We start from the raw sequence: 26,493 nt of genomic DNA, 5'->3' as shown, positions 1-26,493 counted from the left end.
GTCCCGGCACTCCGAGTCACCTCGCCGGCGCCGTCCGTGCCGGGGCCGGCGGCGCCGCGAAAGCCAGGCGGCGGTGAGCGCGACGGAGCATCAGGCGGGACATGAACGGGTGGAAGCGGCGGACCACCGCGAAGTAGAGCCTGCCACGCCTGTTGTGGGTCTTCACCACTGTGGTGAGCGTGACTTTGTCGTCGGCGATCAGGAGCGAGGCGCGGAAGTCCAAGTGGCTCGCGTCCTCGCCCAGCAGGAGCTCGTTCGACGCGGTCGCCCGGACCGTATAAGGGAGGACGCCGCGCCAGGCCTCGGGGTCGCGGGGCATGCCCGGGTTCAGAGGGAGTTGCCAGGCATCCGCGAAGTCCGGGGCGGCGAAGGCCCGGTGGGCCAGTTCGGCCTCACGCGGCACACCCGTCGCGGTCGGGCGGTCCCAGATCACGCGGCGCATCAGACGTGCTCGCCGGGACCAGCGGTACGGGCGGCGCAGGCCGGACGGGGACGCGGCGCGCTCGATGTTGTCGATGAGCTCCTCGACCATCGTGTCGTGCATCGGGCAGATCACCAGGGTCCAGAGCAGCCATGATCTGAGGCCCTGCTCCTGTTCGAGCACGTGGCGGACGCGGCAGCGGTCCCCCTCCAGCGGTTCTACGGCGAGGGCGTGGAAGCCGTTGGACGGCGGGGCGAAGTCGAAGCGGATGCCACGGCCGGGGTCGTACGCGCTCACCGAGTAGCGGATGAAGCCGTGACCGCCGTTCGCGCCGACAGCGAGCGGGCCGTCGAGGAGGATCGGCGGCCAGACGGGGCTCGGGCTGAGCGGGTCGTCCTGGGAGGAGAGGCGGTCGAGCAGGGCTCCGACCACCTCCGGTGAGGCCTGAATTATGCGTTCATGGACGTTTCGTACCGTGCGCATCCCGCACCTCCGTACGGTGGCGTATGTTTCACCGTACGGTAGCGTATGGACATGGCACGAGCAGAGCAGGCAGGGCAGTCAAGGGGACGGGGACGCAAGAGACTCTCGGCGCGCGACTGGGCCGACGCGGCGCTCGCCGCCATCGGTGAGCGCGGGCTCGCGGCCGTCGCGGTGGAACCACTGGCCGCCCGGCTCGGGACGACCAAGGGCAGCTTCTACTGGCACTTCACCAACCGGGAAGCGCTGATCGAGGCCGCGCTCAGCCGGTGGGAGGAGATCTGCACCGAGGAGATCATCACCGCCATAGAGTGCGAGCCGGACCCCGAGAAGCGGCTGCGCACCCTCTTCGCCCAGGTGACCGCCTCGGCCACCGAGGATCCGCTCGAGGTCTCCCTGCTCGCCACCGTCGACCATCCCCAAGTCGCGCTCGTGCTACGGCGGGTGACGGAGCGTCGGGTCGGCTATGTGGCGCACCTCTTCGAGGAACTGGGCTTCCCGCCGGACCAGGCGCGGCAGCGCGGACTGCTCGCGTACACCAGCTATCTCGGGCACACCCAGCTGAGCCACGCCGTACCGCAGGCCCTCCCCGTCGGGGCCGAGCGCGGCGACTATCTGGAGTCCATGATGGACACCCTGCTGCGCCGCGCATAGAGCTGCGCCGCCTACAGAGCTGCGCCGCGCATGGACGGCTCAGCCCGAGACCCCGGGCCGGGACCGGACCAGGATCAGGCTGAGGCGCGCTTCTTCGCGGTGGCCTTCTTGGCCGTGGTCTTCTTCGCCGCCGACTTGGCCGCCGTGGACTTGGTCGCGGTCGCCTTCTTCGCCGTGGACTTGGTCGCCGTGGACTTGGTGGCACCGGACTTGGTGGCACCGGACGCCGTTTTCTTCGCCGCCGTCTTCTTCGCCGCCGTCGCCGTGGACTTCTTCGCGTCGGCACCGCCCGACTTCGGCGCGGCCGCCGCCCGCTTGCGCCCCTTGATCGGAGTGACCTCGGCGACCTCCCCGCCCTCCTCGCCCCGCGCCTCCTTCGCCGCGCGCACGCTGCTCTCCAGCGCGGCCATCAGGTCGATGACCTTGCCGGGGGCGCGTTCCGTCGACGCCGCCTCGGGCAACACGCCGCCACCCTCCACCTTGGCCGCGATCATGGCCTCGACCGCCTCCCGGTAGTCGTCGTGCAGCGAGTCCAGGTCGACCTCGCCGAGGGTGTTCATCAGCGCGTCGGCCAGGTCGAGTTCGGCTTCACGGACGGTCACCTCGGTGTCCGGCGCGACGTCCTGCGGGCTGCGGATCTCGTCCGGCCAGAGCAGACCGTGCATGGCGATCACATTGTCGACGACGCGCAGCATGCCCAGGCGCTCCCGGCCGCGCAGCGCGAATTTGGCGATGGCGACCTTCTCGCTGCGTTTGAGCGCCTCGCGCAGAAGTGTGTACGGCTTGGCGGCCGGGATGCCGTTGGCCGACAGGTAGTACGCCGCGTCCATCTGGAGCGGGTCGATCGACGACGCCGGCACGAAGGCGACGATCTCGATCGTCTTCGCCGTGGGCAGCGGGAGCGCGGCGAGGTCCTCGTCGGTGATCGGGACGAGTGATCCGTCGGCGGCTTCGTACGCCTTGCCGATCTCGGCGGCCGTCACTTCCTTCTCCTCCAGCTCGCAGACCTTGCGGTAGCGGATCCGGCCGCCGTCGGCGAGGTGGATCTGGCGGAACGAGATGGAGTGGTTCTCTGTGGCGTTGACGAGCTTGATGGGGATGCTGACCAGCCCGAAGGAGATCGCGCCGTTCCATATGGATCGCACGTTTCGTCCCTTTCATCCGAAATCTTGGGATTCATGGGATTCTCATCGTATGACGCCGATCACGGAAGTGGAGGGGCGACGCCTGGCGCTCACCAACCTGGAGAAGGTCATCCACCCCGCCACCGGAACCACCAAGGGCGAGATCCTGCACTACTACGCCACCACGGCGGGCGCGATCCTCGTGCATCTCGCCAACCGTCCGGTGTCCTTCCTCCGGTACCCGGACGGGCCGGACGGGCAGCTGTTCTTCACCAAGAACCCGCCACCCGGTACGCCGTCCTGGGTACGCACCGCCGCCGTACCCCGCTCGGAGGACAAGAACGCGCGGCAGGTCGTCATCCAGGACCTGTCGTCGCTGATGTGGGCGGCGAACCTCGTCGTGGAGTTCCATACGCCCCAGTGGCAGGCGGACGAGCCGGCGGTCGCCGACCGTATGGTCTTCGACCTCGATCCGGGCGCGCCCGCGACGATCGTCGAGTGCTGTGCCGTTGCGCTGTGGCTGCGCGAGCGGCTGGCCGCGGACGGACTGCACGCGTACGCCAAGACCTCGGGCTCCAAGGGGCTGCACGTCCTCGTGCCGCTGGAGCCCACCCCTTCCGAGAAGGTCTCCGCGTACGCGAAGAGCCTGGCCGTCGAGGGCGAGGCCGCGCTGCCGGGGCTGATCCTGCACCGGATGGCCCGCTCCCTGCGGCCCGGGAAGGTCTTCGTCGACCACAGCCAGAACGCCGCCGCGAAGACCACCGCGGCGCCCTACACGCTGCGCGCCCGCGCCGAGCCGACCGTCTCCACGCCGGTGACCTGGGAAGAGGTCGAGGCAGAGCAGAACCTCGACTTCCGGATCGGCGACATCGCGCCACGGCTGGCGCGGTACGGGGATCTGCTCGGCCCGCTCATCAATCTCAACCGGGCCGGGCCACTGCCATGAGCAGCGCGCCGAGGCCCCCGCTGAAGGTGGCGCTCGCCGAATCGGTGAGCGTGCTGCCGCGCGGCCACGGCCTGGCGTACGAGCCGAAGTTCGACGGCCACCGGATGGTGATCTTCCGGGCCGGTGGCAAGGTGGTGCTCCAGGCCCGTTCGGGACGGATCGTCACCTCGGCCTTCCCTGATCTCGAGGATGCGGCACGGCAGTTGCCGGACGGCACGGTTCTGGACGGCGAGGTGGTGGTCTGGACGGAGGGCCGTACGGACTTCGCCGCCGTACAGAAGCGCGCGGCCGCCACACCCGGGCGCGCGCCCATTCTCGCGCGCCGGCTGCCCGCTTCGTACGCGGCCTTCGATCTGCTCGCCGAAGGGGGCGAGGATCTGCGGCGGCTGGCGTACGAGAAACGGCGCGCGCGGCTGGTCGCGCTGCTCGACCCGCTCGGTCCGCCGCTGCAGGCCGTACCGATGACCCTGGACGCCGAGGAGGCGGCCACCTGGTTCGAGACCCTGCCCGCGATCGGCGTCGAGGGGCTGGTGGTCAAGCGCCTCGACCAGACCTATCGGAGCGGCACGCGCGCGTGGCTGAAACTGCGGCACACGTATGCGCGCGATGCGGCGGTCGTCGGCTTCACCGGCACTCCGGCGCGGCCCGCCGCGCTGGCGCTGGCACTCCCGGACGACGACGCCCCGGTGGTGTCGAGTCCGCTCGCTCCGGCACTGCGCGCACAGGCGGCGGTCGCACTGCACGGGCGGGCGACCGGCGGGACCGGGACGGCGATGGCGATCGGGGTGGGCGAGATCGCGTACCGAACCGTTGAGCCGGGAGTGACGGCCGAGGTGGAGCAGGGGACGACGCGGCACACCGTCACCACGGTGCTGCGGCTGCGGCTCCCTCAGGATCAGGATCGGGATCAGGACCTGAGCCAGGATCAGGAAAGGAATTAATCAAGTTTGACTAGTCGACAACCGGGGATACCTTCCTCAAGTAGTCAAACTTGAAGAGGAGACGGCGTGACCGTTCTGCCCGACACCGGATACACCCCCACCCCCGAAGAACTGGCGAGCATCGAGGCGTGGTTCGCCGTGTACGACGCACACAGCGCCAAGCGCGAGGTGGAGCGCATGGCGGACCTCGCCGTCTTCCCGCTCAACCTGGTCAGCGACGACTCGGCGGGCAACGGCGCCTCCGCGCAGTGGGACCGGCAGCAGTTCATCGAGACCATGGGCCAGGTGATGGGTGACGGCAGTGACGACATCACCTTCGAGTCGACGCGTACGCCCGTCTTCCTCTCCCCCGCCATGGCCGTCGTCTTCACGGACTCGACCATGACCATGGACGGACAGACGCAGCAGCTGCGGTACGCCGACATCCTGATCAGGCGGGACGGGACGTGGGCGTTCCAGACCATGCTCCAGGGCGGCTGGGGCGACAACCTCCGCTGACCGCAGACCACTCGATGCCGGCTGCTGACTGCCGACGCGTGATGCGAAGCAGCGTCAGACACGCAGCCAGGCGCGGCGGTCGCGCGCCGTCGCGTACAGCGCCTCGATGTCCGCGGGCTTCAGTACGCCGCCGAGCCTGGTCAGCGCAGGCACCTCGTCGTCCCGCAGAATCCTTACGTCCGGCGGTGCGGGCACCACGTCCAGCCGCGCCGCTCCGACCACCGCGAGCACCGGGCGTACCGCGGCCGTCAGCGCGAGCGCGGCGCGCTCGGCCCGGCGGCGGGCCAGGCGCAGCTGTGGAACCGGCTCGCCGCGGCCGACCCGGACCATGGGGTCCGCGATCCGCACCCGCAGCCGGCGGGCCTGGAGCGTGTGCACGGCCAGCACCCCGGCGGGCCCGATGACGAGATGGTCGATGTGCTCGGTGCCGGGCAGCGGAACCGAGTGCAGGATCCGCCAGCCCGCGCCCTCCAGCCGGTCGAACTCGCCGCCCAGCAGCTGCTGCGCGGCGAGTTCGGCGCGGCGCGGATCCTGGCGGAAACGGTGCCCGGCGGGGAGATGGTCCAGTTCGGCGTGCAGCACCTCGCCGGGGCGGTTGGGGGCCAGGTCGTCGTCGGGGTGCAGAGACAGCCTGGCGAGGTCGGCGGAGGTGGGGACGGGCGGCGGACCGACGGTCACATCGTCGGTGAGATACGGGGCGAGGGCTGCCAGCACATCGGCGCGGTGGCGGTCGGAAACCAGGCTGACCCGGCCGGTGTCCCGGTCGTACCAGGCGACGCTCCGGCCGTTCGGCAGGCTGACGTACAGCCGGTCCCGGCCCTGGCTGCGTGCTGGTGTGACGCGCAGTCCCGTCATGCCACCACCCCCCGACCATGGGAACAGCCCACGTGCCTTCGGGGCAATAACCCCGCGATGTCCGAGCTGTGGTGCACACTCTCCCCAAGCGCACAGTTCTTGGGAGGGGGCAAGCGTGTTCGGGGGGATCGACGAGGTCGAGTGGGCCGCACTGGGGCATGCCTACGGCCCGGCGGACGATGTGCCGCAAATGCTGCGCGGACTGGCTTCCGCGGACCCGGCGGAGCGCGAGACGGCGCTCGACGGGATGTACGGGGCGGTGCACCACCAGGGCGATGTGTACGACTCGACGCTCGCCTGTATCCCGTTCCTTCTCGAGCTCGTGGCGAATCCAGCCGTCCAGGACCGGGGCGGCATCGTCGAGTTGCTGACCAGCATCGGCGGCATCGATCTGGACGGCGACGACGAACTGGACCCGGAGGACGAGGAGTTCGAGTACGCCGCGAACTACGCGATGGCCGCGTCGGCCGTGACCGCCGGCGCCGACGCCTTCCTGGGGCTGGTCGACGCCGACGACCGCGGGGTGCGGCTCGCCGCGCCGCTCGCGCTCGCCACGCTGCACGACGATCCCGAGCTGGTGCTCGGTCTGCTGCGGGACCGGCTGGGCGTGGAGCCGGACGCGGAAGTGCGGTTCGCCTGCGTCGAGGCCGCGGGCCGGATCGCGCTGCGGCACGAGTATCTGGCGCCCGAGGTGGTGCAATGGCTCTCCGGACTGACCCGGGTGTCGTACGGCGCGGGGCTGCGGCTGGCCGCGCTGGCGCAGCTCGCCCGCTGCGCGCCGGGGGCGCTGCCCACCGATGTCGTACCGAGAGTGGCCGGCCTGCTGCGCGAGCTGCGCGCCGAGCCGGTGGTGACGGCGCAGGCCGCCGAGCGCCCGTCGACGCCGACGCTCATCGGGCAGCTGCGCGAGCGCCACGATGCGGATACGGCGGGCCGCCACGCCCCCTGGACCGCGGATCTGCTCCGTACGCTGCACTCCGGTCTCGGCGATCGCGTCGACGACCGGACAGCGCTGCTGACCGATCAACTGTGCAGCCCCGACTGGGGGCAGCGGATCGACGCCGTACGGATGAGCAGCGGGCTGCTGCGGACCTGGCGCGGTGCGTACGAGGAACTGGTCGGTCTGATCGGGGAGCAGCTCGGCGACCCGGAGCCACGGCTGGCCGAGGCGGCTGCCGACGCGCTGGAAGAGCTGTTCTCGCTCGCCGGGCCCGCCGCGGACGCACTGGCGGACCGGGTCGCCGCGGACCCCGCGGCCTGGGTGCGCGAGTGGGCGGGCGGGCCGCCGACCCTCGGCAGCGCGGTCACGGCGCTGGCACGGGCGGGCGACCGGCGCGCGGTGCCGGTGCTCGCGCGGGCGCTGGAGCGCCCCGAGGCGCCGAACGATCTGGGGTACGCGCTCGACCACCTGGGTGCGGCCGCAGCACCACTCGTGCCCGCACTGCGCCACCGCCTCGGCGAGATGGAGCTGGACGCCCGGCTCTACGACCGGGCGGGACCACTGCTGTACGGACTGACCGCGCTGCGGGCCGCCGATGCGGTGCCCGAGGTGCTGCGCATACTGCGGGGAGCGCCGGAGCACCGCAAGGAGTGGGTGACCGAGTCGGCGCTGCGGGCGCTCACCGCCTTCGGACCGGCGGCAGTCGAAGCCGTGCCGGATCTACGCGCGATGCTGGGCTGCGGCGGCTGCTCGGCGGCCCTCTCGGCGCGGACCGCCGGCGCGCTCTGGGCGATCGAGGGTGACGCCGGGGCCGTACTGCCGGTGCTGCGCGCGGCACTGTCGGAGCGGGACTCCGCGGCCCGGCGCTCGGCGGCGACTGTACTCGGCACGCTGGGGACGGCGGCCGCCGAGGCCGCTCCGGCCCTGGGTGAACTGCTGCGGGCGGCCGAGCCATGGACCCGGGTGGACGCGGCGATCGCGCTGTGGCGCGTGACGCGAAATCCGGAGCGCCCGTGGCCGGTGCTGCTGGCGGCCTGGGAGGGGCAGGCGCACACCCGCGTGCCGACGGCCGAATGCCTGGCGGAGCTGGCGGCCGACGGGGCGGAGGGCGCCGAGCGAATACTCCGCGGCGAGCTGGGATCCGCGAGACGTCATAACGCGATCGACGGCGGATACGGCAGTCATGACATCTTTACTGACGAGAAGCTGCTGGCCCTGTGCCGGCAGGCACTGTCCACGGAGGGAACAGCATGATCATCTTTGGCACCAGGGGATACCTCTACCAGCTGGCGATACTGACGCTGGTGTGCGGGCAATGCGGCAACCCGTCCGCGCACACGCTCAGGAAGCGCGTCACGAAATTCACGCTGTTCTTCGTGCCGCTGTTCCCGTTCTCCTCGAAGTACGCGACGCAGTGCACGTTCTGCGGCGCGGAGGCGAGCGTGAGCAAGGAGACGGCGGAGCAGCTGCAGGTCCAGAGCGCGGGCGCGCAGGGCGGTCAGGCGTACGGGCAGCCGCAGCAGCAGCCCGGTCAGCAGCCGTACCAGCACTGACGCCGAGCCGGGAGGGCAGGCAGCGAGATCGGGGCGGACGAGGGCAGCGGCGCACTGGGGCAGCGGCGGACCGGGGCAGCGGCGGACCGGGGCAGCGAGGTTCGGGGCGGACGGGGCGGCAGCCCGGCGTGTGGGGAGGACATCACCACCCGCAGCAACGCCGCGATGCTCACGGCGGGCCGCGGCACCGCGCCCGGCGCCGCCGGGTGGACCGGCCTGAGCAGGCCTGCTGGTCCCCCGGTAGCGTCACCCCGGGCGGGAAAGGGGGTATCCGTCCTGGTGACGCATGACGACACGGCCGAACGCCCCCGCTAGGAGACCCTTGAGCCCGAGCTCGCACCGCCTGAGGTACGCGACGTACGCGGCGCTGCTGACGGCGACCGCGGCCGCGGTGCTGTCCGGCTGCGGCAACGAGGGCCGGATCAAGAGCGCGGGCGCGACCCCCACGGCCATCGGCCCGATCCGCCTCTGGCCCGATCTGCCGCCCGTCACCGCACCTCCCAACGACTTCGGCGAGACGGACACGGAGCGCGTCCCCGGTATCAAGGTGCCGGGCGACGTCGACGGCGTCCGCGCCCTGGACCCGGTCGCCGTGGTGCAGGCCGAGGCCGACGCCTACCCCGACGAGTACGCCGGTATGGACGGGCGTTACCAGGAGACCGTCGCGAAACTCCACACCTGCAAGGACAAGCCGAAGTCCTGCCCGGTGCTCAAGCCGTACTACCGCGATCTGACCGGCGACGGCCGGGAGGAGCTGATCGTCGGCATCAGGATGCCCGAGCAGCAGACGTCGGTGCGCTGCTACATGCCCGCCAAGGGCGGGCTGACCCGGATCATGTCCACCTCGGACCAGCTTGTCAGCGTGAATCTCGCGGGCAATGACGTGATCCTGCGGTCGGTCTCGGCCGGCATCCCTGGATACGAGTACCGGACCGCCTGGTCCTGGGACGGCCAGCAGGGTGCGATGCTTCCCACCAGCGACGAGATCGTACGGGTCAAGCCGCCCCGCTCCCCCGCGCACAAGGCCTCGGCGGGCGCGTCGTGAGACGGCTGCGGCTACCGCGCTGGGCCGCGACCCTCACGTGGAAGGCCGCGGTCTTCATCACCGTGATGTGCTGCGCACTCGCCGCGATGCTGGGTGCGCTGGTGCATGTCGCGGTGACCCGGCAGACGGTGGATCAGGCGCGGGAGAAGGCTCTCGGCCGGCTGGTCGACGTGACACGGGCCTACGAGGCGGGCGAGCCGATGCGCCCGCACGCGGACGTGGATCCGCCGGGCCTGCCCCGGTCGCTGCGTGAGCTCGCCGTCGACGGGAAGCGCGGCACGATGGTCGCCGACTTCCGGGGCCGCCCCACCATGTGGGCGGCGGGGCCCGCCGACGGCCGGGCAATCGCCGTCCGGGTCGACTACACCCTCAGCGCCGACACGATCACCGGCCTCGACCAGGCGATCGTCGGCTCCTCGGTGCTGGCGATCGGCGCGACCTTGCTGGTGGGCGCCTTCGCCGTCACCCGGGTCACGCGGCGGCTGCATCTGACCGCGCAGGTGGCGCGGAGGATCAGCGCCGGCGATCTGGACGCCCGCGTCAACGACCCACGTACCAAGGACCCTTCGCGCCCCCAGGACGAGGTGGCGACGGTCTCCGGCGCCCTGGACACCATGGCATCGTCCCTGCAGGGCAAGCTGCTGAGCGAGCAGCGCTTCACCGCCGATGTGGCGCACGAGCTGCGCACTCCGCTGACCGGACTGTCCGCCGCGGCCGAACTGCTGCCGGAGGGCCGCCCCGCCGAGCTGGTACGGGACCGGGTCCGGGCGATGCGTTCACTGACCGAGGATCTGCTGGAGATCTCCCGGCTGGACGCGGGCAGCGAGACGGTGGACCTGGATGTGCACGAGCTGGCGCATCTGGCCGAGCGGGTGGTGCGGGCCTCCGCGACGGACACGGAGGTACGGGTCGTACGCGATGCGACGGTCGAGACCGACAAGCGGCGTCTCGAGCGGGTACTCGGCAATCTCGTCGCCAACGCCCACAACCACGGGCAGCCGCCGGTGGTGCTGACCGTGGACGGCGGTGTGGTGACGGTCGGCGATCACGGGGCGGGCTATCCGGAGTATCTGCTGGAGCACGGGCCGCAGCGGTTCCGTACGGACGGCAGCAGCAAGGGGCACGGGCTCGGACTGACCATCGCGGTCGGGCAGTCGGCGGTGATCGGCGCGGAGCTGCGCTTCCTGAACGCGCCGGAGGGCGGTGCGGTCGCCCGGCTCACGCTTCCCGAGTACATACAGTTCGCGAGCGACGGCGAAGCCGCCGCTCAGCCGTGCGCGGAGTGACGCGTCGCCAACATCGGCTCTGCGCCCCGCTGGTATCCATACGCTGACGCTCCGTCGACTCTTCCGCACACTCTTCCTCGACGCCCTATGACATAAAGGGACATAAGGCTTGCGTCTTGCTACGTTGCGTGGCATGACCGCAACGACGGCGGACGCTCCCCCGCCCGATCTACGCCTCCCCAAGCGGCGGGGTGTCGAGCTCTCGCTCCTCGTCTGCGCCGTCCTCATCTCCGTCTACGGCTATATCGACGTGGGCCTGACCAAGAGCGGCGCAGTGCCGCCGGACGCCGCGCACTACGGAGCGGGCCTCGGCGTGCTGGCCCTCCTCGCCCACCTCGCCGTCCGCTACCGCGCCCCGTACGCCGACCCGCTGTTCCTGCCCATCGCGGTCCTCCTCAACGGCCTCGGCCTGGCGCTCATCTATCGTCTCGACCTGGAGACCCCGAGCAACGCGGCCGCGCCCACCCAGCTGATCTGGTCCACGCTCGGCGTCGCCCTGTTCATCGCCGTCGTCGTCTTCCTGCGCGACCACAGGATTCTGCGGCGGTACGCGTATCTCTCGGTCGTCGCTGCCCTTGTGCTGATGCTCGTACCGATCCTCTTTCCCGCCGTGAACGGGGCCAAGATCTGGATCCGGATCGGCGGACTCTCCTTCCAGCCGGGCGAGTTCGCCAAGATCCTGCTCGCCGTCTTCTTCGCCGCGTATCTCGCCGCCAACCACAACGCCCTTGCGTACACCGGCCGCAGAATCTGGAAGCTCCAGCTGCCCACCGGCCGTGTGCTCGGCCCCATCGTCGCGATCTGGCTGCTCAGCGTCGGCGTTCTGGTGCTCGAGCGGGACCTCGGCACCTCACTGCTCTTCTTCGGGCTCTTCGTGATCATGCTGTACGTGGCGACGGGCCGGACCGGCTGGATCGCCGTCGGGCTGCTGCTCGCCGCGGCCGGCGCAGTCGCCGTCGGCTCCTTCGAACCGCATGTCCACAGCCGGGTCGAGGACTGGCTCGACCCCTTCGCCTCCATCGACGCCGGCGAGGGCCCGGGCCAGCTCGCCCAGTCGCTCTTCGCCTTCGCCGCCGGCGGGATGCTCGGCGCCGGACTGGGACTCGGCCACTCCATCCTCATCGGCTTCGCCGCCAAGTCCGACTTCATCCTCGCCACCGCGGGCGAGGAGCTCGGCCTGGTCGGCCTGACCGCGGTCTTCATGCTGTACGCGCTGATGGTGGCCCGCGGCTACCGCGCCGGACTGGCACTGCGCGACCTCTTCGGACGGCTGCTCGCCATCGGTTTCGCCTCGATCCTCGCGCTCCAGGTCTTCGTCATCGCGGGCGGCGTGATGGGACTGATCCCGCTCACCGGGATGGCGATGCCCTTCCTCGCGCAGGGCGGTTCGTCCGTGGTCACCAACTGGGTCATCGTGGCGCTGCTCATCCGGGTCAGCGACTCGGCCCGCACGCCGCAGCCCGAGCCGGTCGAAACAGGTGTCGTCGCACCGGTCCTGGAGGGCGAGCGGTGATCCGCTACATCCGGCGGGCCGCCGTCCTGTGTCTGCTGCTCCTGGTCGCGTTGCTGGTCAACGCGGCTCGCGTGCAGGTAATCGAGGCAACATCGCTCGACAAGAATCCGGCCAACCGCCGACTGGTCATCGACCGTTACGACGAGCCGCGCGGCGACATCCTGGCCGGCGGCGGACCGGTCACCGGCTCCCAGGACACCGGCGAGCAGCTGCGCTACGAACGCACCTACCCGCAGGGGCCGTTGTACGCACCTGTCACCGGTTACGCCTCGCAGACGTACGGCACCTCGCTCATCGAGAACGCCGAGGACTCCATCCTCTCCGGTGCGTCCTCGCTGCTCACCCGGATCCCGTTCTGGAACGACCTCAGCCGCACGCAGCACCCCGGCGGCAATGTCGTCACCACCATCAAGCCCTCGATGCAGCAGGCCGCGTTCAGCGGCCTCAACAACAGAAGGGGCGCGGTCGCGGCGATCGAGCCGTCGACCGGCAGGATCCTGGCACTGGTCAGCAGCCCTTCGTACGACCCCGGTCTGCTTTCGGGAACCGGGAAGCAGGTCACCGACGCCTGGACCAGGCTCAACGGTTCGAGCGTCCAGCCGATGCTCAACCGGGCCATCCGGCAGACCTATCCGCCCGGGTCCGCCTTCAAGATCGTGACGGCCGCGGCCGCGCTGGAGGCCGGCGTGGTCACCGACGTCGACGCGCCGACAGGCACGCCCGATCCGTATGTCCTGCCCGGCACCTCGACCACGCTCCCCAATGAGGCGAAGGGCTGCGGCAACGCCTCGCTCGCGTACGCCATCCAGTGGTCGTGCAACACCGTGATGGCACATCTCGGGGTGCAGGTCGGAATGCCCGGAATGCTGGACGTGGTGGACAGGTTCGGCTTCAACGACCGCGGGCTGACGATTCCCTCAGGCGTGGCCGCGTCCAACTTCGACACCCGGATGACCGTCGACCAGCTGGCGCTCTCCTCGATCGGGCAGTTCGACACCGCGGCAACGCCGCTGCAGATGGCGATGGTCGCGGCCGCGGTCGCCAATGGCGGCGACATCAGACGTCCCTTTCTGGTGGACCGGGTGACCACATCGGACGGCCACACCGTCTCCCGGCACAGCCGGAAGTCGTACCACCGGGCGATGAGCCCCTCGACGGCGCAGCAGCTCCAGCAGCTGATGGTCGATGCCGTCGAGGAAGGCACCGGCGCGAAGGCCGGGATCGACGGGGCGAGGGTCGGCGGCAAGACCGGTACGGCACAGCACGGCATGGGCAACTCCGGTACGCCGTACGCCTGGTTCATCTCCTGGGCGCAGGCGGACCGCGCGGCCCGGCCGGCGGTCGCGGTCGCGGTGGTCGTCGAGGAGGCCGCAGCGGTGCGCGGCGAGATCAGCGGCGGTGGCAGCGCGGCGCCGATCGCCCGGGCGGTGATGGAGGCGGCGCTGCGAGACTGATCCCATGACGGTGGTGGAAGCGCTGGAGCGGATCGCGCGGCTGGACCCTGAACTGTGCGCCTTCGTCGAGGTGTGGCCCGAGCAGGCGCTCGCGCGCGAGCTGGACCACGAACTCCCGCTGGCCGGACGCCCGTTCGCGGTCAAGGGACCGTCCGGCATCCATTCGTACGCGGCCCGGCGGCTGATCGCGGCGGGCGCGGTGGCGGTCGGCTCGACGGCGGTGCCGGGCCCCGGCACGTACTGGCAGACCTGGGGTCTCGGCGCCCACGGCCGTACGGTCAACCCGTGGCGTGCGGACCGTACGCCGGGCGGTTCATCGGCGGGCTCGGCCGTGGCGGTCGCGGCGGGGATGGTGGGGCTCGCCACCGGCAGCGACGGGGCCGGGTCGGTGCGGATCCCGGCGGCGTGGTGCGGGGTGTTCGGCCTGAAGACGACGAACGGGCTGCTGCCGTCGCCGGACCGGACGGGTCTGGCCTCGGCGGGCGTGCTGACCCGTTCGGCGACGGACGCGCGGGCGTATCTGCGCTGCGTGCTGGACGGGTACGAGGACGTGCGGCTGGAGTTGCCGGTACGGGCGCGCTGGTCCGCGGACCTGGGCTTCGCGCGGACGGAACCTGAGGCGGAGTCGGTGGCGCGGGCGGCGGCAGAACGACTGGCGGCGGCCGGAATCGTACGCCTCGACGAGCGGCCGCTCGCCCTGCTCGACCCGCGGGAGGCCTGGCAGGCGGTGCGGCGCGGGGAGCCCTCGGCGGGGGCAGCGGTGCGCGGCGAGAACGACCGCCGGCTCGATGCGCTCTTCGCGGACACCGAGCTGCTGCTCACTCCGGCGACCCCGAACCGCCCGCATGGCCACGACGGCCCTGGCGAGCTCTACTCCACCGCATTGACCTGGGCGTTCAATCTCAGCGGCCATCCGGCGGCCAGCATCCCGGCCGGCTTCACGAGTGACGGCTGCCCCGTGGGCCTGCAGCTGGTGGCGGCGCGCGGCGCGGACGTCTCGCTCCTCGAAATGGCGGTGGCGGCGGAGCGGGGCACGACTATCGTGCGCCCATGACCTTCGAACTCGCCCAGGTGAACATAGCCCGACTCAAATTCCCGCTGGATTCCCCGGAGTTGAAGGATTTCGTCGACGGCCTCGATCCGGTGAACGCGGTCGCGGATGCGGCGGACGGCTTCATCTGGCGGCTGAAGAGCGACACCGGCAATGCCACGGACGTGCCGGTGTTCGGGGACGAGTGGCTGATCGTGAACATGTCGGTGTGGCGGGACACCAATGCACTGACGGCCTTCATGTACCAGGGACAGCACCGGGAGCTGCTGGGCCGCCGCCACGAGTGGTTCGAGCGGATGCAGGAGATCATGACCACCCTGTGGTGGGTGGAGCCGGGCCACCGCCCGACGGTGGAGGAGGCGGAGAGGCGCCTGCTGCACATACGCGAGCACGGGCCGACGCCGGAGGCATTCACCCTGCGGACGAGCTTCCCGCCACCGGGAGACGAGTGACCGGCCGGGCTCGGGCCGCGCGCCCCCGGACCCGCACGGCACGGGGCGCTCACACGGCGACTGGGAAGCCGTCGGGCCGGTGCTCACCGCGGAGCACCGCATCCTCGCCGTCGATCTGCCCTCCCATGGCCGCTCCGCGTACCGCACGCCCTGGACCTTCGAGACCGTGCTCCGGGACATCGAGGCCACTCTGCACACCTACGGCGTCCCGGACGCCATCCCCGTCGGGCACTCGCTCGGCGGGATGATCGCCGCGCTGTACGCCGGCGCCCACCCTGGCACCACCCCCGCCGCCGTGAACCTGGACGGGTTCTGGTGGGACGGCCCGGTCAGTACCCGGGCGCCGAGCGGGTCAAGGAGACGGCGCGGTACGCCGCGGGCGCGGTGGTCCCGGCCGGGTATCCGCGCCAACAGGCGGAGTACGCCGGGCAGTTCGGGATCCCGTACGAGCGGGCCGAGGCTGCTGCCCGCGGTGCGGTGCGCGAACTGCCCGACGGGCAGTGGCAGACGCTGCCCGGGCGCGCCGCCGCGCTCGAGATGTACGACGCCATCGACGGCCTCGATGTGTGCGCCCTGCTGCACCGCGTGCCGTGCCCGCAGCTGCTGGTCCGGGCCCGGCGGCCGCAGCCGCCGATGCCCGGCATGGCGTGGTTCGACGAGCTGCTGGAGGCGTATGCGAAGGGCCTCGACCAGGAGCTGGCGCGGCTCGCGGATGAGCGCCCCACGGCGACGGTCGAGGACATCGACGCCACGCACGCCATGCTGCTCGAGGAGCCCACGGCGGTGGCCGCGCTGGTGCGCCGGTTCCTGGGCCCGCCGGCCTAGGCGGGCTGCGCGCCGTCCGCGATCGCCTCCTCGACCTCGGACACCCGTGCCTGCTCCTCCGCCGCGAAGCGCTCGCGGTCGAGCTGTTCGGCGATCTCCTCGTCCTGGGACATCAGCAGGTCGAGGTTGGCGTCGCCCATCTCGAAGACGCCCATGTCCAGATAGGCCTTCTGCAGCCGCTCGCCCCACAGCCCGATGTCCTTGACGCACGGCACGATCCGGCTGAACAGCAGCTTCCGGAACAGCTGCAGGTATTCGGACTGCTCGGACAGCTCGGCCGCCTCCTGCTTGGGGATGCCGAAGTTCTCCAGGACCTCCACTCCGCTCAGCCGGTCGCGCATCAGGTAGCAGCCCTCGATGACGAACTCCTCGCGCTCACGCAGCTCCGCGTCGCTGAGCTCCTTGTAGTAGTCGCGCAGCGCCATCCGCCCGAAGGCCACATGGCGGGCCTCGTCCTGCATGACGTACGCGAGGATCTGCTTGGGCAGCGGCTTGTCCGTGGTGTCGCGCAGCAGGCCGAACGCCGCGAGCGCGAGGCCCTCGATGAGGACCTGCATGCCGAGGTAGGGCATGTCCCAGCGGGAGTCGCGCAGGGTGTCGCCGAGCAGGCCCTGGAGGTTGTCGTTGATCGGGTAGAGCATCCCGATCTTCTCGTGCAGGAAGCGGCTGTAGATCTCGGCGTGCCTGGCCTCGTCCATGGTCTGGGTGGCGGAGTAGAACTTCGCGTCCAGATCCGGGACCGACTCGACGATCCTCGCCGCGCACACCATCGCGCCCTGCTCGCCGTGCAGGAACTGGCTGAACTGCCAGGAGGTGTAGTGCCTGCGCAGCTCGCCCTTGTCCTTCTCGGTGAGCTTCGCCCAGTGGCGGGAGCCGTAGAGCGTGAGCGCCTCGTCGGGGGTGCCCAGCGGATCGTACGGATCGACCTCCAGGTCCCAGTCGATGCGCTTGGCGCCGTCCCACTGCTTGTCCTTGCCCTTCTGGTACAGGGCGAGGAGACGGTCGCGGCCGTCCTCGTACTCCCAGCTGAAGCGGGCCGCGCCTGAGGCCGGGACCTGCCAGAGGAAGTGTTCCGGGGCGCGTGTATAGCGATCGTGCGTCGACACTGACGGCTCCTTCGCCTCATATCCCGTGACAACCAAGGACAGTTGGCAGGCTCACACGTTGGTAGACGAAGAGTCAACAAGTCGCGCGCAAGGGATTGACGACCTTGCTGACATGGAGTCTCATAAGGCGTGCCCCGGGCCTCGGCCTGCCCGGGGGCGATTCCCGGACCCGATGCCGACCCGTGAGGTGCCCTCCGCCATGACGACCGTGACCGAACGCGATGTGCAGCTGCTCCGCGACGCACTCGGCCCGCTCCGGGACCGCGAACAGGTCGCCGAGCGGCTGCTCGAGTCCTCCGCCAAGCACTCCTTCGACCCCGACAAGGAGCTCGACTGGGAGTCTCCCATCGAGGAGGGCAAGTGGTTCTGGCCGCCGGAGCTGCTCTCCCTCTACGACACCCCGCTCTGGCACAAGATGTCCGAAGAACAGCGGCTGGAACTGGCCAGGCACGAGGGCGCGTCGCTCGCCTCGCTCGGCATCTGGTTCGAGATCATCCTGATGCAGCTGCTGGTGCGCCACATCTACGACAAGTCCGTGACCAGCAACCATGTGCGCTACGCGCTCACCGAGATCGCGGACGAGTGCCGGCACTCGATGATGTTCGCCAGGATGATCCAGAAGAGCGGGGCGCCCGCCTATCCGGTGCCGCGGATGTACCACAATCTGGCACGCGTGCTGAAGGCCGTCTCGACCACGCCCGGTTCGTTCGCGGCGACACTGCTCGGCGAGGAGATCCTCGACTGGATGCAGCGGCTGACCTTCCCGGACGAGCGCGTGCAGACGCTGGTGCGCGGCGTCACCCGTATCCATGTGGTGGAGGAGGCACGGCACGTGCGGTACGCCCGCGAGGAGTTGCGGCGCCAGATGGTGACCGCGCCGCGCTGGGAGCAGGAGTTCACCCGGATCAGCAGCGGAGAGGCGGCGCGGGTCTTCTCCGTCTGCTTCGTCAATCCGCAGGTGTACACGAACATCGGCCTGGACCGGCGCGAGGCGGTCGCGCAGGTGAAGGCGAGCGGACACCGGCGCGAGGTGATGCAGTCGGGCGCGAAGCGGCTCACCGACTTCCTGGACGACATCGGGGTGCTGCGGGGGCCCGGCCGACGGCTGTGGAAGGCGTCCGGCCTGCTGGCGTGATACTCGTCGCCGGCCCGTACGGTGGCGAACAGTGCGGTTACGCTGCGGAGCATGACCAGTCCCGCTCCAGCGACCCGTGCGTACCGACGGCTCAGCGTCGAGGAGCGCCGCAAGCAGCTTCTCGCCGCTGCGCTCACGCTCTTCGCGCACCGGCCGCCGGACGAGATCTCGCTCGACGACGTGGCGGAGGCGGCCGGTGTGTCCCGGCCCCTCGTCTACCGCTACTTCCCCGGCGGCAAGCAGCAGTTGTACGAGACGGCACTGCGGTCCGCCGCGGACCAGCTGGAGCAGTGCTTCGCCGAGCTGCCCGCCGGTGCGCCGACCGAGCGGCTCTCCCGGGTGCTCGACCGCTATCTCGTCTTCGTCGACGAGCACGACGCCGGTTTCAGCGCGCTGCTGCGCGGCGGCAGCGTCGCCGAGACGTCCCGTACGACCGCGATCGTCGACGAGGTGCGGCGGGCCGCGGCGGAGCATGTCCTCGTCCATCTCGGGGTGGCCCGTCCCGGACTGAGGCTGCGGCTGATGGTGCGCACCTGGATCGCGGCCGTCGAGGCGGCCTCGCTGATCTGGCTGGACGAGGGCAAGCAGCCGTCGGCCGATGAGCTGCGTCACTGGCTGGTCGACCATCTCATCGCGCTGCTGGTGGCGACGGCGGCGACGGATGAGGAAACGGCGGGAGCAATGCGGGACCTGGTGGCGCTGGAGACGCCGACGGGTCCGGTGGGGACGCTGGCGAGGCGGGTGGGGCCGGTGGTGTCGGCCGCGGACCACCTGCGATAGCAACCGTCGGGGTGGGTCGACGCCTGCGGCGGGCCTGTTCCCCTACCCCCCTTCCCGCTGTGCCGATGTGCGGCTCCGCCGCGCGGGGGCTCCGCCCCGGACCCCGCGCCTCAATCGCCGGCGGGGCTCAAAGTGAGCCCGTCCGGCTGGGGAGAGACCGCCGCAGGCGTTACAGGTCGTGGCCCAGGCCCGGCCCCACCGGCACGTCGATCCACCCCGTGTCCCCCACCCCCGCAAACGCCGTAGGAGCCAGCGGCTCCGCGTCCACCAGCAGCGGCCCCACCAGATCCGCCGGAACCGTGGCATGCGGAAGTGCGGCGGCCAGATGGGCGGCGGCCAGTGTGGCGACACCCAGTTCCGGCATGGTGCCGATCTTCACGGCGAGGCCCGCGGACTCGGCGAGCGCGGCGACCTGCCGGGCCCGGTGGAGCCCGCCCACCTTGAGGATCTTGATGTTGAGGACATCGGCGGCGCCGCCGCGGACGATCGCCAGGGCGTCGTGCAGCGACTGCATGCTCTCGTCGGCCATCACGCGCACACCCCCACTGCTGCGCAGCGCGGCCATGCCGGCCAAGTCCCACCGGGGCAGCGGCTGTTCGACCAGGTCGAGGCCGGCGTCGGCCAGCCGGGCCACCGTCCTGGCCGCGGTGCCGGGGTCGTAGCCCTCGTTGGCGTCCAGGGAGAGCTCGACGGAGTCCGGGACCGCCTTGCGCACGGAACGGACCAGTTGCTCGTCGAGCTCCGGGTCCTCGCCGCCCTTGACCTTGATGTGGGTGAAGCCCTTCGCGGCGTACACGGTCGCCTCCTCCGCCATCTCCTCGACCGTGCCGAGGCCCACCACCCAGGTGGTGGGGACGCGCGGGCGGGCGCAGCCGCCGAGCAGCAGGTGCACGGGCCAGCCCGCCGCCCGCGCCGCCACGTCGTGCAGCGCGATGTCGAGGGCCGCCTTGGCGAGGTGCTGGCCGCGGATGGCGGTGTCCATGGCGGCGTGCGCTCCCGCCAGGTCGCGGGGATCGCGGCCGATGAGCGCGGGTGCGGCGTGCTCGGTGAGGGCCGCTTCGAGTCCGGCGAGGGTCTCGCCGGTGTAGGCGGTCATCGGAGAGGCCTCGCCGAGGCCGTAGTCGCCGTCGGCGGTACGTACTTCGACAACCAGGCTGATGAGTTCGGGGCTGGTTCCGCTGCTGATGACGAACGGGCGCCGGTAAGGGGCCCTGACGACACGGGTGTTGATCGAGGCGATCTTCACGCGCGGCTCCTTCGACTTACGGCCCGGACCGTAAAACCGGGCTCAGATGCGTACGCGGTAGACGATCGGAGGGCGGCCGGTCTGGCCCTGCTGCCGGTCGGCCGTAGGGACGGCCAGGCCCGCCCGTTCGAGACGTTTGAGGATGCGGCGGGCCGTGCGCTGCTGGACGGAGAGGTGCTCGGCCACGCGGTGCGCGGTGATGCCCGACTCCGGGTCCTGGGCGGCCAGTTCGCGCAGCCGGTCCAGCGTCCCCGGGTTCAGTCCGACACGGCGGGCGAGCGTCACCGTGCTCTCCGGGCCCGCCGGCGGTCCGGGCGGCGCGTCCGCGGACCGTTCGCCGTCGATCACGATGTCGACGTCGTCGGTCATCGAGACGACTCCGGCCACCGCGCCCGCCGAACGGGCCCGTCTGACCGCGCGCCTGGCCAGCGACTCGGCCTCCGCGGCGGTACGGCCGAGACCGAAGCCCACATGCGCGGTGCCGTGCCGGGCCGCCAGGTCGTCGAGGAACGGCAGCCGGGTGAACTGCTCGCTCACCGTCTCCAGCACTCCGCGCGTGGTGACGACCAGCCGCTGCCCGTCGGGCAGATCGACGAGGCTGCCGCCCAGCACCCGCAGATCCGCCGCCAGCTCCTGGTCGGCCGCCGGGAGATCGATGATGCCGAGAGCGACCTGCGCGTCTCCGCTGTGCTGTCCCGCGGTGGCGAGCGTCAGGGCCAGGAGCGTGGAGCGTATGGAGTGCCGGGACGGCGCCAGACGTACGGCGTGCATCTCGTGGTCGAGCAGCTGGAAGGCCGAGCCGAGACAGGTGATGGCGACCCGGGTCTCCTTCTCGTCGCGCGCGGCGATGTGGAAGTCGGCCAGGTCCCGCGAGGTCAGTCCCGGCCGGTACGGCAGTACATGCACATGCTCGGTGGGGAGCTTGGCCTCGGTGAGCGTCTCCATGACCTCACTGCGGCGCAGCGTGTCGATGGAGATACGGGAGACGTCATGGCCGAGGCGGAGCAGTTCGACGAGCGCGCGCAGCAGGGTCGCGCCGTTGTACGGCACGTACATCGCGGGCAGGTCGACCAGGCCCGCGGCCGTGGCGAGCGTATGCGGTACGACGCCCGTGAAGAGAAGAGCGTCGACCTCCGACCGCGCTTTGGCGACCACCTCGAGGGTCTCGTCCTCGTGCCGGTACGGAAGGGCCACCAGCCGGACCGCTCCGGCCGGGTCGCCGACCGCGACCACCTTGTGCACGAGGTCGTCGGGGCCGATCACTCCGATCGTGAGAGCCATCGGCCGGTCTCCGTTCTTCTGGAGTGGTTCCGGGGGTGCTTCTTGACGCCTGCCGACGGCCGTCCTAATTTCGGCCCAGGCCATAACTGCAGGCTTGCCGAGAGGATAGTGCCCCGATGCCCGAACGGGAAATGCACCTGCCAACAGTTCTCGGCCCGCGCGGCCGCACCTTCGGCGAGGAGGAACGGGCCGCGGTCCTGCGCGTACTGGACTCGGCGGTGCTGTGCAGCGCCTTCGGCAGTGAAGCACGTTCCCTGGAAGCCGAGATGGCGCAGCTGTACTCCCGCGCCGAGGCGGTGGCTTCCAGCTCGGGGACGGCGGCCCTGCATCTGGCCGTCGCGGCGGCCGGGGTCGGCCCGGGGGACGAGGTGATCACCACGCCGCTCTCCGACTTCGGGACGGTCGCGCCCGTACTGGCGCAGCAGGCACGCGTGGTGTTCGCCGACGTACGCCCCGAGGACGGCAATCTCGACCCGGAGGCCGTCGAGGCCGCCGTCAACCCACATACGAAGGCCGTCATCGCCGTGCATCTCTTCGGCGGAGCCGCGGACGTCGGCGCGCTGCGCGCGATCTGCGACCGGCACGGACTCGTACTCATCGAGGACTGCGCCCAGGCCTGGCTCGGGGAGGACACGGCGGGCCGGCTGCTGGGCACGCGGGGGGACATCGCCTGCTTCAGCCTTCAGCAGTACAAGCACATCACCGCCGGTGACGGCGGTCTCTCCGTCACCGACGACCCCGCCCTCGCCCGCCATATGCGGCTGTTCATGGACAAGGGCTGGGACCGCACAGAGGGCCGGATCCACCGCGAAGCGGGCCTCAACTACCGGATGACCGAACTCACCGCCGCGGTGGCCAGGGTCCAGCTCACCCGTGTCGCCGAGGTCGTCCGGCTGCGGCGGGAGCGGGCCGAGCGGCTGGCCGCCGCGATCGCCGGGCTCGACTGCGCCCGGATGCCGGCGCAGCGCGCGGGTCACGCCTGGTGGGTGGTGCCGCTCCTGGTCGAGGACAACTCCCGCTGGGCGAAGAGCCTCCAGGCCGCGGGCGTACCGGCGCTGCCCGGCTATCTGGAGCGGCCGCTGTACGCCAATCCGGCACTGCCCGGGTATCCGCCGGGCCTGTGTCCCCGCGCGGAGCGGCTGATCGACCATACGCTGCTGGTGCTGCAGTGGAACGAGGCGTACACCGAGGGCGATGTTGACCGGATCGCCCGGGCCCTGGGCGAGGCGGGATCACGATGAGCGCGTATGAGTGGCTGAACGCGTACGAGTGGCTGCATCCGACGCCGGCGGAACAAGTCGGCTGGGACGTGGATGTGCTGTACGGGTCATGGCCGCGGCACCACCTCGATGTCGGGCTCGAGGAGGTCCGGGCCCGGCTGGCCCGCTCTCCCGTCGCCGGCGCGCTGGCGCTGTCCACCCGGGGCCCGCTCTTCGACGACGAGGCCGGCAACGCCGAGACACTGCGCGATCTCGCGGGCTGCCCGGAGCTGCTGCCGGTCGGCACCGTCGACGTACGGGATGCGCTGACCGCGGAGGCCCGGCTGGACGAACTTTCCGCCGCCGGCGTGCGATTCCTGCGGCTGTTCACCGTCGAGCAGGCGGCCGAGCCCGGCTTCCCCGGATACCGGCGGGTGGTCTCACTCGCCCTGGACCGCGGCATGGCGCTGCTGCACGACGGCGACCCGCGCCGCTTCGGACCGCCGCTCGCAGGCCGCGGCGCCGATGTGGTCTTCCTCGATCTGCATGCCTATCTGCTGGCCGACTTCCTGCTGCTGGCCCAGGAGGAGCCCGGCTTCCGGGCCACCACCCGGATGCTGTCCGGGCCCGACTCCATCGAACGCGTGGTGGACTCGGTGGGCCCGCGGCATCTGGTCTTCGGCTCGCGTACGCCCTTCACGGACATCTCGCCGCAGACACTGCGGCTGCGGTACGCGGACATCTCGGACGACGACCGCGCCGCGATCGCCACCAAGAACGTCGAGGAGCTGCTGGCCTGATGCCGATCATCGATGTGCACGCGCATGTGGGCCGCTGGCAGTTCCATCTGACCACCGGGGACGCGGCCACCAATCTGCGGCAGATGGACCGGTACGGCATCGATCTGCAGCTCGTGTCGTCCGCCGAGGCGGTGGTGTACGACGCGGTGGCGGGCAACGCGGCACTGCGCGAGGTGCTGGCGCACCAGCCGCGGCTGTACGGATACGCGGTGGTGAACCCCAACCGGCCCGAGAAGAGCGCTGCGGACCTGCGGCGCTGTCTGGACACCGGGAGGTTCGTGGGAGCGAAGATCCACACCCACTATCCGGGACGGCTGCCGGGGTCACGGGAGATGGCGGAGGCTTTCGACGTGGTCGCGGAGGCCGGTGTGCCGCTGCTGCTGCACACCTGGGGCCGTGAAGTCACGCTGCTTCCCGAGCTGCTGGCGTCCCGTCCCGGACTGCGCGTGATCATGGGCCATGCGGGCGGCGACGCCTGGCGCGAGGCGGCACACGCCGCGGCCGCGTGCGACCGGCTCTACCTGGAGCACTGCCGCACGGCGACGGACGCGGGCCGTGTGGCATACGCGCGCGAGGCCGGGGTGCCGGTGGAGAGGCTGCTGTTCGGGACGGACGCGACGCTGATCGACCCGTGTGTGTCGCTCGGCGTCATCCGCGACGCGGGGTTCACCATGGCGGAGCTGGAGCGGGTGCTGTGGCGCAACGCGGCGGAGCTGTTCGGGTTGGGGGCGGTTCCGTCCCCTGCTCGCCCCTGCCCGTAACGAGAGGCTGCGCCCCGGACTCCCCGTACGCCCGTCGGGGCGTCGAGTCGTCGGGGCCTCAGTCGCCGGACGGGCTGACGTTCTCCTTCGCGAGCGCCTCCAGGCATGAGACGACCGCCTGGCGCTCGCCGGCGGGCAGCGTCGGTCCGTACGGATCGTGCGCCGCCTCCTCCGGGATCAGCCCCTCCCAGACCGCCGCCCACAGCATCCGCTGCACATAGCCCTCGATGGGCGCCAGGAAGGTCGCTTCCGCGAACCGGTCCAGCCGGGCCGACGCCCGTACGAACCCGGTATGGTCACCCGCCCGCCAGCTTTCCAGGACCGCCGTCGTCAGGGACACCCGCGCCGCCGCGATGCCCACCAGCGCGGAGTCCGCGCCCCACATCAGCGAGGGACCGAACATCCGGTCCTCACCGGTGATGACCAGCTTGCCGCTCTCGCCTGCCGCGCGGATCGCGTCCTGGCAGGCCATCGCCCGGTCCAGCGTGGCGAGTTTGACCCCGGCGGCGGACGGCAGCGCGAGCAGCCGGCGGATCAGCTCGGGCGGGTAGGGATAGCCGCCCGCCTCGCCGTGCAGAAAGAAGCCGAGCACCGGCAGCCCGCTCTCCTCGGCCACCCGCTCATGCAGCCGTACCGCCTCCGACTGCCCCCCGGGGCGCTCGGCGAACTGCGCCAGCGGATAGACCATGACCGCGTCCGCGCCGAGACCGGCCGCCTCCACCGCCATCGCGACGGTGGCGTCCCATGCCTCCCGCAGGTTGCTGGGGCGGACCGATCGTGGCACCCCCGCGCCTGCCACGATCGGCCCTTCGACCACGTCCCGCCAGATGCGCAGCACCTGACGACGGTCGGGCCCGGAGAGATGAAGACCGCGGCCGGTGTGTGCCCAGACGGCGACGCCGCCGATCCGCTCGGCCGCGATCCGCTCCGCGTAACCGCGCAGCGCGTCCAGGTCCACGACCCCCCGGGGATCCATGGGAGTGGCCACCGCGGGCAGTACGGTGCCGCGCAGCCCGCGTACCAGGTCCTCCGTCGCAGACATGGGCGATCTCTCCCGTCTGTTGCGGTCGTTGGCGACACGCTAGCCTTTACGGCCCGGACCGTAAAGGAAGGGCAAGCGAGAATGTCACAGCGCTCCATGCGTGTCGGCCTCTACGTCAATCTCTACGCGGACAAGGCCGACCGGCCCCGGCTCGCCGATGCGGTGGAGCAGGTCCGGCTGGCCGAACAGGCCGGATTCGACTGGGTGGTGCTCGGCGAACGCCATCTGCACCGGCCCGGCTACCACGAGGCCCTCACCTCTCTGGCGTATCTCGCCGCGCACACCGAGCGGATCGGGCTCGCCACGGCGGGGCTGATCGCCCCGGTCTACCAGCCGGTGTGGCTGGCCGAGACCCTCGCGCACATCGATGTGCTCTCCGGCGGGCGGCTCACCGCCGGATTCGTACTCGGCTACCGGCCCGAGGAGTTCACGCTGTACGGCACTCAGCCGCGCGAGCGCGTGTCCCGCTTCGAGGAGTGCCTGGAGCTGGTCACCCGGCTGTGGACCGAGGACGAGGTCACCCACCACGGCCGCTGGACGTCGGTGGACCGGGCCTTCCTCGCACCCCGTCCGGTGCAGTCCCCGCGGCCCCGGATCTGGAACGGCGGCCGGGTCTCCGCCGCTCTGGAGCGTACGGCCCGGATGTGTGACGGCTGGACGACGTCCTTCAACGAGCTCGACTCCGAACTGCCCGAGAAGATTGCGGAGTACCGCTCCTACCCACGCGGCGCGGCGAGTCTCGGCGCGGAAGTCATCATCTGCCGCGAGGGCTACGCCGCTGCCACCTCGAAGCAGGCGCGGGCCGCCCTGGAGGGCCCGCTGCGCGGGCTGTACGACGCCTACGGCGACTGGAAGCGGACCTCGGCCGACGCCGCGCGCTATGCCCAGCAATGGGACGACATCGAGGCGCGCTCCGTGATCGGCTCGGTGGACCGGTGTGTGCAGCGGCTCGGCGAGTACGGCGAGATGGGCGCCGATGGCGTAGTGCTGCGCATCCAGCCGCCCGGCATGCCGCAGACGGACGCTCTCAGCGCAATCGAGTTGTTCGGGACCGAGGTGCTGCCGGGCCTCGGCGGCTGAGCGGGCGCCGCCGGATGGCCTATTG

26 protein-coding genes and 1 pseudogene are annotated in these 26,493 nt (G+C 71.2%); 20 read left to right on the top strand and 7 right to left on the bottom strand.

Annotated features, from left to right (window positions below; translation table 11 throughout):
* Positions 1-16: 16 nt before the first annotated feature.
* Positions 17-904, bottom strand: coding sequence for a DUF2867 domain-containing protein (locus AB0D12_RS11730; protein ID WP_362679931.1), 888 nt, complete (start codon positions 902-904; stop codon positions 17-19).
* Between the two features lie 51 nt (positions 905-955).
* Here AB0D12_RS11730 and AB0D12_RS11725 point away from each other — a divergent pair, with 51 nt between their 5' ends.
* Positions 956-1,555 carry a helix-turn-helix domain-containing protein gene (locus tag AB0D12_RS11725; protein WP_362679928.1) on the top strand — a complete coding sequence of 200 codons (600 nt, stop codon included), beginning with the start codon at positions 956-958 and terminating at the stop codon, positions 1,553-1,555.
* Positions 1,556-1,629: 74 nt separating this feature from the next.
* Here AB0D12_RS11725 and AB0D12_RS11720 read toward each other — a convergent pair whose 3' ends face one another.
* On the bottom strand, positions 1,630-2,700 hold the full coding sequence (locus AB0D12_RS11720; protein WP_362679925.1) for a Ku protein: 1,071 nt from the start codon (positions 2,698-2,700) through the stop codon (positions 1,630-1,632).
* Between the two features lie 49 nt (positions 2,701-2,749).
* Here AB0D12_RS11720 and ligD point away from each other — a divergent pair, with 49 nt between their 5' ends.
* The 3 genes from ligD (at position 2,750) to AB0D12_RS11705 (ending at position 5,064) form a co-directional block, all read left to right on the top strand.
* The gene (ligD, locus tag AB0D12_RS11715; RefSeq protein ID WP_362679922.1) at positions 2,750-3,625 is read left to right on the top strand and encodes a non-homologous end-joining DNA ligase; all 876 of its coding nucleotides are present in this window, start codon (positions 2,750-2,752) and stop codon (positions 3,623-3,625) included.
* Positions 3,622-4,566, top strand: coding sequence for an RNA ligase family protein (locus tag AB0D12_RS11710; RefSeq protein WP_362679919.1), 945 nt, complete (start codon positions 3,622-3,624; stop codon positions 4,564-4,566). Before ligD ends, AB0D12_RS11710 begins: the two co-directional genes overlap by 4 nt.
* Positions 4,567-4,632: 66 nt before the next feature.
* A complete protein-coding gene (locus AB0D12_RS11705) occupies positions 4,633-5,064 on the top strand; it encodes a nuclear transport factor 2 family protein (RefSeq protein WP_362679916.1) in 432 nt (143 codons plus the stop codon).
* A 54-nt stretch (positions 5,065-5,118) separates the two neighbouring features.
* On the opposite strand, the gene AB0D12_RS11700 is transcribed toward AB0D12_RS11705, so the two are convergent.
* A complete protein-coding gene (locus AB0D12_RS11700; protein WP_362679913.1) occupies positions 5,119-5,919 on the bottom strand; it encodes a nuclease-related domain-containing protein in 801 nt (266 codons plus the stop codon).
* Positions 5,920-6,034: 115 nt separating this feature from the next.
* On the opposite strand from AB0D12_RS11700, the gene AB0D12_RS11695 reads away from it, so the two are divergent.
* From AB0D12_RS11695 to AB0D12_RS11650, 10 genes and pseudogenes are all read left to right on the top strand, one after another.
* Complete coding sequence (locus AB0D12_RS11695) at positions 6,035-8,113, top strand: PBS lyase (protein ID WP_362679910.1); 2,079 nt, start codon at positions 6,035-6,037, stop codon at positions 8,111-8,113.
* Positions 8,110-8,412: a zinc-ribbon domain-containing protein gene (locus tag AB0D12_RS11690; RefSeq protein ID WP_362679907.1), complete on the top strand. Its 303-nt coding sequence runs from the start codon at positions 8,110-8,112 to the stop codon at positions 8,410-8,412. The genes AB0D12_RS11695 and AB0D12_RS11690 overlap by 4 nt, the downstream gene beginning before the upstream one ends.
* Before the next feature lie 322 nt (positions 8,413-8,734).
* On the top strand, positions 8,735-9,457 hold the full coding sequence (locus AB0D12_RS11685; RefSeq protein ID WP_362679905.1) for a hypothetical protein: 723 nt from the start codon (positions 8,735-8,737) through the stop codon (positions 9,455-9,457).
* Positions 9,454-10,743, top strand: coding sequence for a HAMP domain-containing sensor histidine kinase (locus AB0D12_RS11680; protein WP_362679902.1), 1,290 nt, complete (start codon positions 9,454-9,456; stop codon positions 10,741-10,743). Before AB0D12_RS11685 ends, AB0D12_RS11680 begins: the two co-directional genes overlap by 4 nt.
* Before the next feature lie 133 nt (positions 10,744-10,876).
* A complete protein-coding gene (locus tag AB0D12_RS11675; protein WP_362679899.1) occupies positions 10,877-12,256 on the top strand; it encodes an FtsW/RodA/SpoVE family cell cycle protein in 1,380 nt (459 codons plus the stop codon).
* Positions 12,253-13,710, top strand: coding sequence for a penicillin-binding transpeptidase domain-containing protein (locus tag AB0D12_RS11670; protein ID WP_362679896.1), 1,458 nt, complete (start codon positions 12,253-12,255; stop codon positions 13,708-13,710). The genes AB0D12_RS11675 and AB0D12_RS11670 overlap by 4 nt, the downstream gene beginning before the upstream one ends.
* A gap of 4 nt (positions 13,711-13,714) precedes the next feature.
* Positions 13,715-14,764, top strand: a complete 1,050-nt coding sequence (locus AB0D12_RS11665) for an amidase (RefSeq protein ID WP_362679893.1) — start codon at positions 13,715-13,717, stop codon at positions 14,762-14,764.
* The gene (locus AB0D12_RS11660; protein ID WP_362679891.1) at positions 14,761-15,213 is read left to right on the top strand and encodes a DUF3291 domain-containing protein; all 453 of its coding nucleotides are present in this window, start codon (positions 14,761-14,763) and stop codon (positions 15,211-15,213) included. The genes AB0D12_RS11665 and AB0D12_RS11660 overlap by 4 nt, the downstream gene beginning before the upstream one ends.
* A gap of 79 nt (positions 15,214-15,292) precedes the next feature.
* A pseudogene (locus AB0D12_RS11655) lies at positions 15,293-15,559 on the top strand (alpha/beta fold hydrolase); the annotation flags it as partial.
* A complete protein-coding gene (locus AB0D12_RS11650) occupies positions 15,529-16,038 on the top strand; it encodes a hypothetical protein (RefSeq protein ID WP_362679888.1) in 510 nt (169 codons plus the stop codon). The pseudogene AB0D12_RS11655 and the gene AB0D12_RS11650, both read left to right, overlap by 31 nt.
* Here AB0D12_RS11650 and AB0D12_RS11645 read toward each other — a convergent pair.
* Positions 16,035-17,144, bottom strand: a complete 1,110-nt coding sequence (locus AB0D12_RS11645) for a ferritin-like domain-containing protein (protein ID WP_362679885.1) — start codon at positions 17,142-17,144, stop codon at positions 16,035-16,037. The genes AB0D12_RS11650 and AB0D12_RS11645 overlap by 4 nt on opposite strands.
* Positions 17,145-17,343: 199 nt before the next feature.
* Between AB0D12_RS11645 and AB0D12_RS11640 the strand changes: the two genes are divergently transcribed.
* Positions 17,344-18,279, top strand: coding sequence for a diiron oxygenase (locus tag AB0D12_RS11640; RefSeq protein ID WP_362679882.1), 936 nt, complete (start codon positions 17,344-17,346; stop codon positions 18,277-18,279).
* A 51-nt stretch (positions 18,280-18,330) separates the two neighbouring features.
* A complete protein-coding gene (locus AB0D12_RS11635) occupies positions 18,331-19,059 on the top strand; it encodes a TetR/AcrR family transcriptional regulator (protein ID WP_362679880.1) in 729 nt (242 codons plus the stop codon).
* A gap of 169 nt (positions 19,060-19,228) precedes the next feature.
* On the opposite strand, the gene AB0D12_RS11630 is transcribed toward AB0D12_RS11635, so the two are convergent.
* Together AB0D12_RS11630 and AB0D12_RS11625 are read right to left on the bottom strand one after the other, a co-directional pair.
* Positions 19,229-20,305, bottom strand: a complete 1,077-nt coding sequence (locus tag AB0D12_RS11630; protein ID WP_362679877.1) for a dipeptide epimerase — start codon at positions 20,303-20,305, stop codon at positions 19,229-19,231.
* Between the two features lie 42 nt (positions 20,306-20,347).
* Positions 20,348-21,586 carry a hypothetical protein gene (locus AB0D12_RS11625; RefSeq protein ID WP_362679874.1) on the bottom strand — a complete coding sequence of 413 codons (1,239 nt, stop codon included), beginning with the start codon at positions 21,584-21,586 and terminating at the stop codon, positions 20,348-20,350.
* A gap of 116 nt (positions 21,587-21,702) precedes the next feature.
* Between AB0D12_RS11625 and AB0D12_RS11620 the strand changes: the two genes are divergently transcribed.
* The 3 genes from AB0D12_RS11620 to AB0D12_RS11610 are packed head-to-tail and all read left to right on the top strand — an operon-like array spanning position 21,703 to position 24,346.
* Positions 21,703-22,827 carry a DegT/DnrJ/EryC1/StrS family aminotransferase gene (locus tag AB0D12_RS11620; RefSeq protein WP_362679871.1) on the top strand — a complete coding sequence of 375 codons (1,125 nt, stop codon included), beginning with the start codon at positions 21,703-21,705 and terminating at the stop codon, positions 22,825-22,827.
* Positions 22,824-23,585, top strand: coding sequence for a hypothetical protein (locus AB0D12_RS11615; protein WP_362679868.1), 762 nt, complete (start codon positions 22,824-22,826; stop codon positions 23,583-23,585). The genes AB0D12_RS11620 and AB0D12_RS11615 overlap by 4 nt, the downstream gene beginning before the upstream one ends.
* Complete coding sequence (locus tag AB0D12_RS11610; RefSeq protein ID WP_362679865.1) at positions 23,585-24,346, top strand: amidohydrolase family protein; 762 nt, start codon at positions 23,585-23,587, stop codon at positions 24,344-24,346. Before AB0D12_RS11615 ends, AB0D12_RS11610 begins: the two co-directional genes overlap by 1 nt.
* 58 nt (positions 24,347-24,404) lie before the next feature.
* Here the strand turns inward: AB0D12_RS11610 and AB0D12_RS11605 are convergent, their stop codons facing one another.
* A complete protein-coding gene (locus AB0D12_RS11605; RefSeq protein ID WP_362679862.1) occupies positions 24,405-25,388 on the bottom strand; it encodes a dihydrodipicolinate synthase family protein in 984 nt (327 codons plus the stop codon).
* Positions 25,389-25,469: 81 nt separating this feature from the next.
* Here AB0D12_RS11605 and AB0D12_RS11600 point away from each other — a divergent pair, with 81 nt between their 5' ends.
* Positions 25,470-26,468 carry an LLM class flavin-dependent oxidoreductase gene (locus tag AB0D12_RS11600; RefSeq protein ID WP_362679859.1) on the top strand — a complete coding sequence of 333 codons (999 nt, stop codon included), beginning with the start codon at positions 25,470-25,472 and terminating at the stop codon, positions 26,466-26,468.
* Positions 26,469-26,493 lie beyond the last annotated feature (25 nt).

This window comes from Streptomyces sp. NPDC048479 (assembly GCF_040651435.1).
GTDB lineage: Bacteria > Actinomycetota > Actinomycetes > Streptomycetales > Streptomycetaceae > Streptomyces.
This window is presented reverse-complemented; position numbering and strand designations above follow the sequence as displayed.

What these genes read in the sequence shown, in the direction of transcription:
- AB0D12_RS11730 (WP_362679931.1), bottom strand. Translation starts at nt 904, where the DNA reads ATGCGCACGGTACGAAACGTCCATGAACGCATAATTCAGGCCTCACCG.
- AB0D12_RS11725 (WP_362679928.1), top strand. Translation starts at nt 956, where the DNA reads ATGGCACGAGCAGAGCAGGCAGGGCAGTCAAGGGGACGGGGACGCAAG.
- ligD (WP_362679922.1), top strand. Translation starts at nt 2,750, where the DNA reads ATGACGCCGATCACGGAAGTGGAGGGGCGACGCCTGGCGCTCACCAAC.
- AB0D12_RS11710 (WP_362679919.1), top strand. Translation starts at nt 3,622, where the DNA reads ATGAGCAGCGCGCCGAGGCCCCCGCTGAAGGTGGCGCTCGCCGAATCG.
- AB0D12_RS11700 (WP_362679913.1), bottom strand. Translation starts at nt 5,919, where the DNA reads ATGACGGGACTGCGCGTCACACCAGCACGCAGCCAGGGCCGGGACCGG.
- AB0D12_RS11690 (WP_362679907.1), top strand. Translation starts at nt 8,110, where the DNA reads ATGATCATCTTTGGCACCAGGGGATACCTCTACCAGCTGGCGATACTG.
- AB0D12_RS11675 (WP_362679899.1), top strand. Translation starts at nt 10,877, where the DNA reads ATGACCGCAACGACGGCGGACGCTCCCCCGCCCGATCTACGCCTCCCC.
- AB0D12_RS11665 (WP_362679893.1), top strand. Translation starts at nt 13,715, where the DNA reads ATGACGGTGGTGGAAGCGCTGGAGCGGATCGCGCGGCTGGACCCTGAA.
- AB0D12_RS11660 (WP_362679891.1), top strand. Translation starts at nt 14,761, where the DNA reads ATGACCTTCGAACTCGCCCAGGTGAACATAGCCCGACTCAAATTCCCG.
- AB0D12_RS11640 (WP_362679882.1), top strand. Translation starts at nt 17,344, where the DNA reads ATGACGACCGTGACCGAACGCGATGTGCAGCTGCTCCGCGACGCACTC.
- AB0D12_RS11635 (WP_362679880.1), top strand. Translation starts at nt 18,331, where the DNA reads ATGACCAGTCCCGCTCCAGCGACCCGTGCGTACCGACGGCTCAGCGTC.
- AB0D12_RS11625 (WP_362679874.1), bottom strand. Translation starts at nt 21,586, where the DNA reads ATGGCTCTCACGATCGGAGTGATCGGCCCCGACGACCTCGTGCACAAG.
- AB0D12_RS11620 (WP_362679871.1), top strand. Translation starts at nt 21,703, where the DNA reads ATGCCCGAACGGGAAATGCACCTGCCAACAGTTCTCGGCCCGCGCGGC.
- AB0D12_RS11615 (WP_362679868.1), top strand. Translation starts at nt 22,824, where the DNA reads ATGAGCGCGTATGAGTGGCTGAACGCGTACGAGTGGCTGCATCCGACG.
- AB0D12_RS11610 (WP_362679865.1), top strand. Translation starts at nt 23,585, where the DNA reads ATGCCGATCATCGATGTGCACGCGCATGTGGGCCGCTGGCAGTTCCAT.
- AB0D12_RS11605 (WP_362679862.1), bottom strand. Translation starts at nt 25,388, where the DNA reads ATGTCTGCGACGGAGGACCTGGTACGCGGGCTGCGCGGCACCGTACTG.
- AB0D12_RS11600 (WP_362679859.1), top strand. Translation starts at nt 25,470, where the DNA reads ATGTCACAGCGCTCCATGCGTGTCGGCCTCTACGTCAATCTCTACGCG.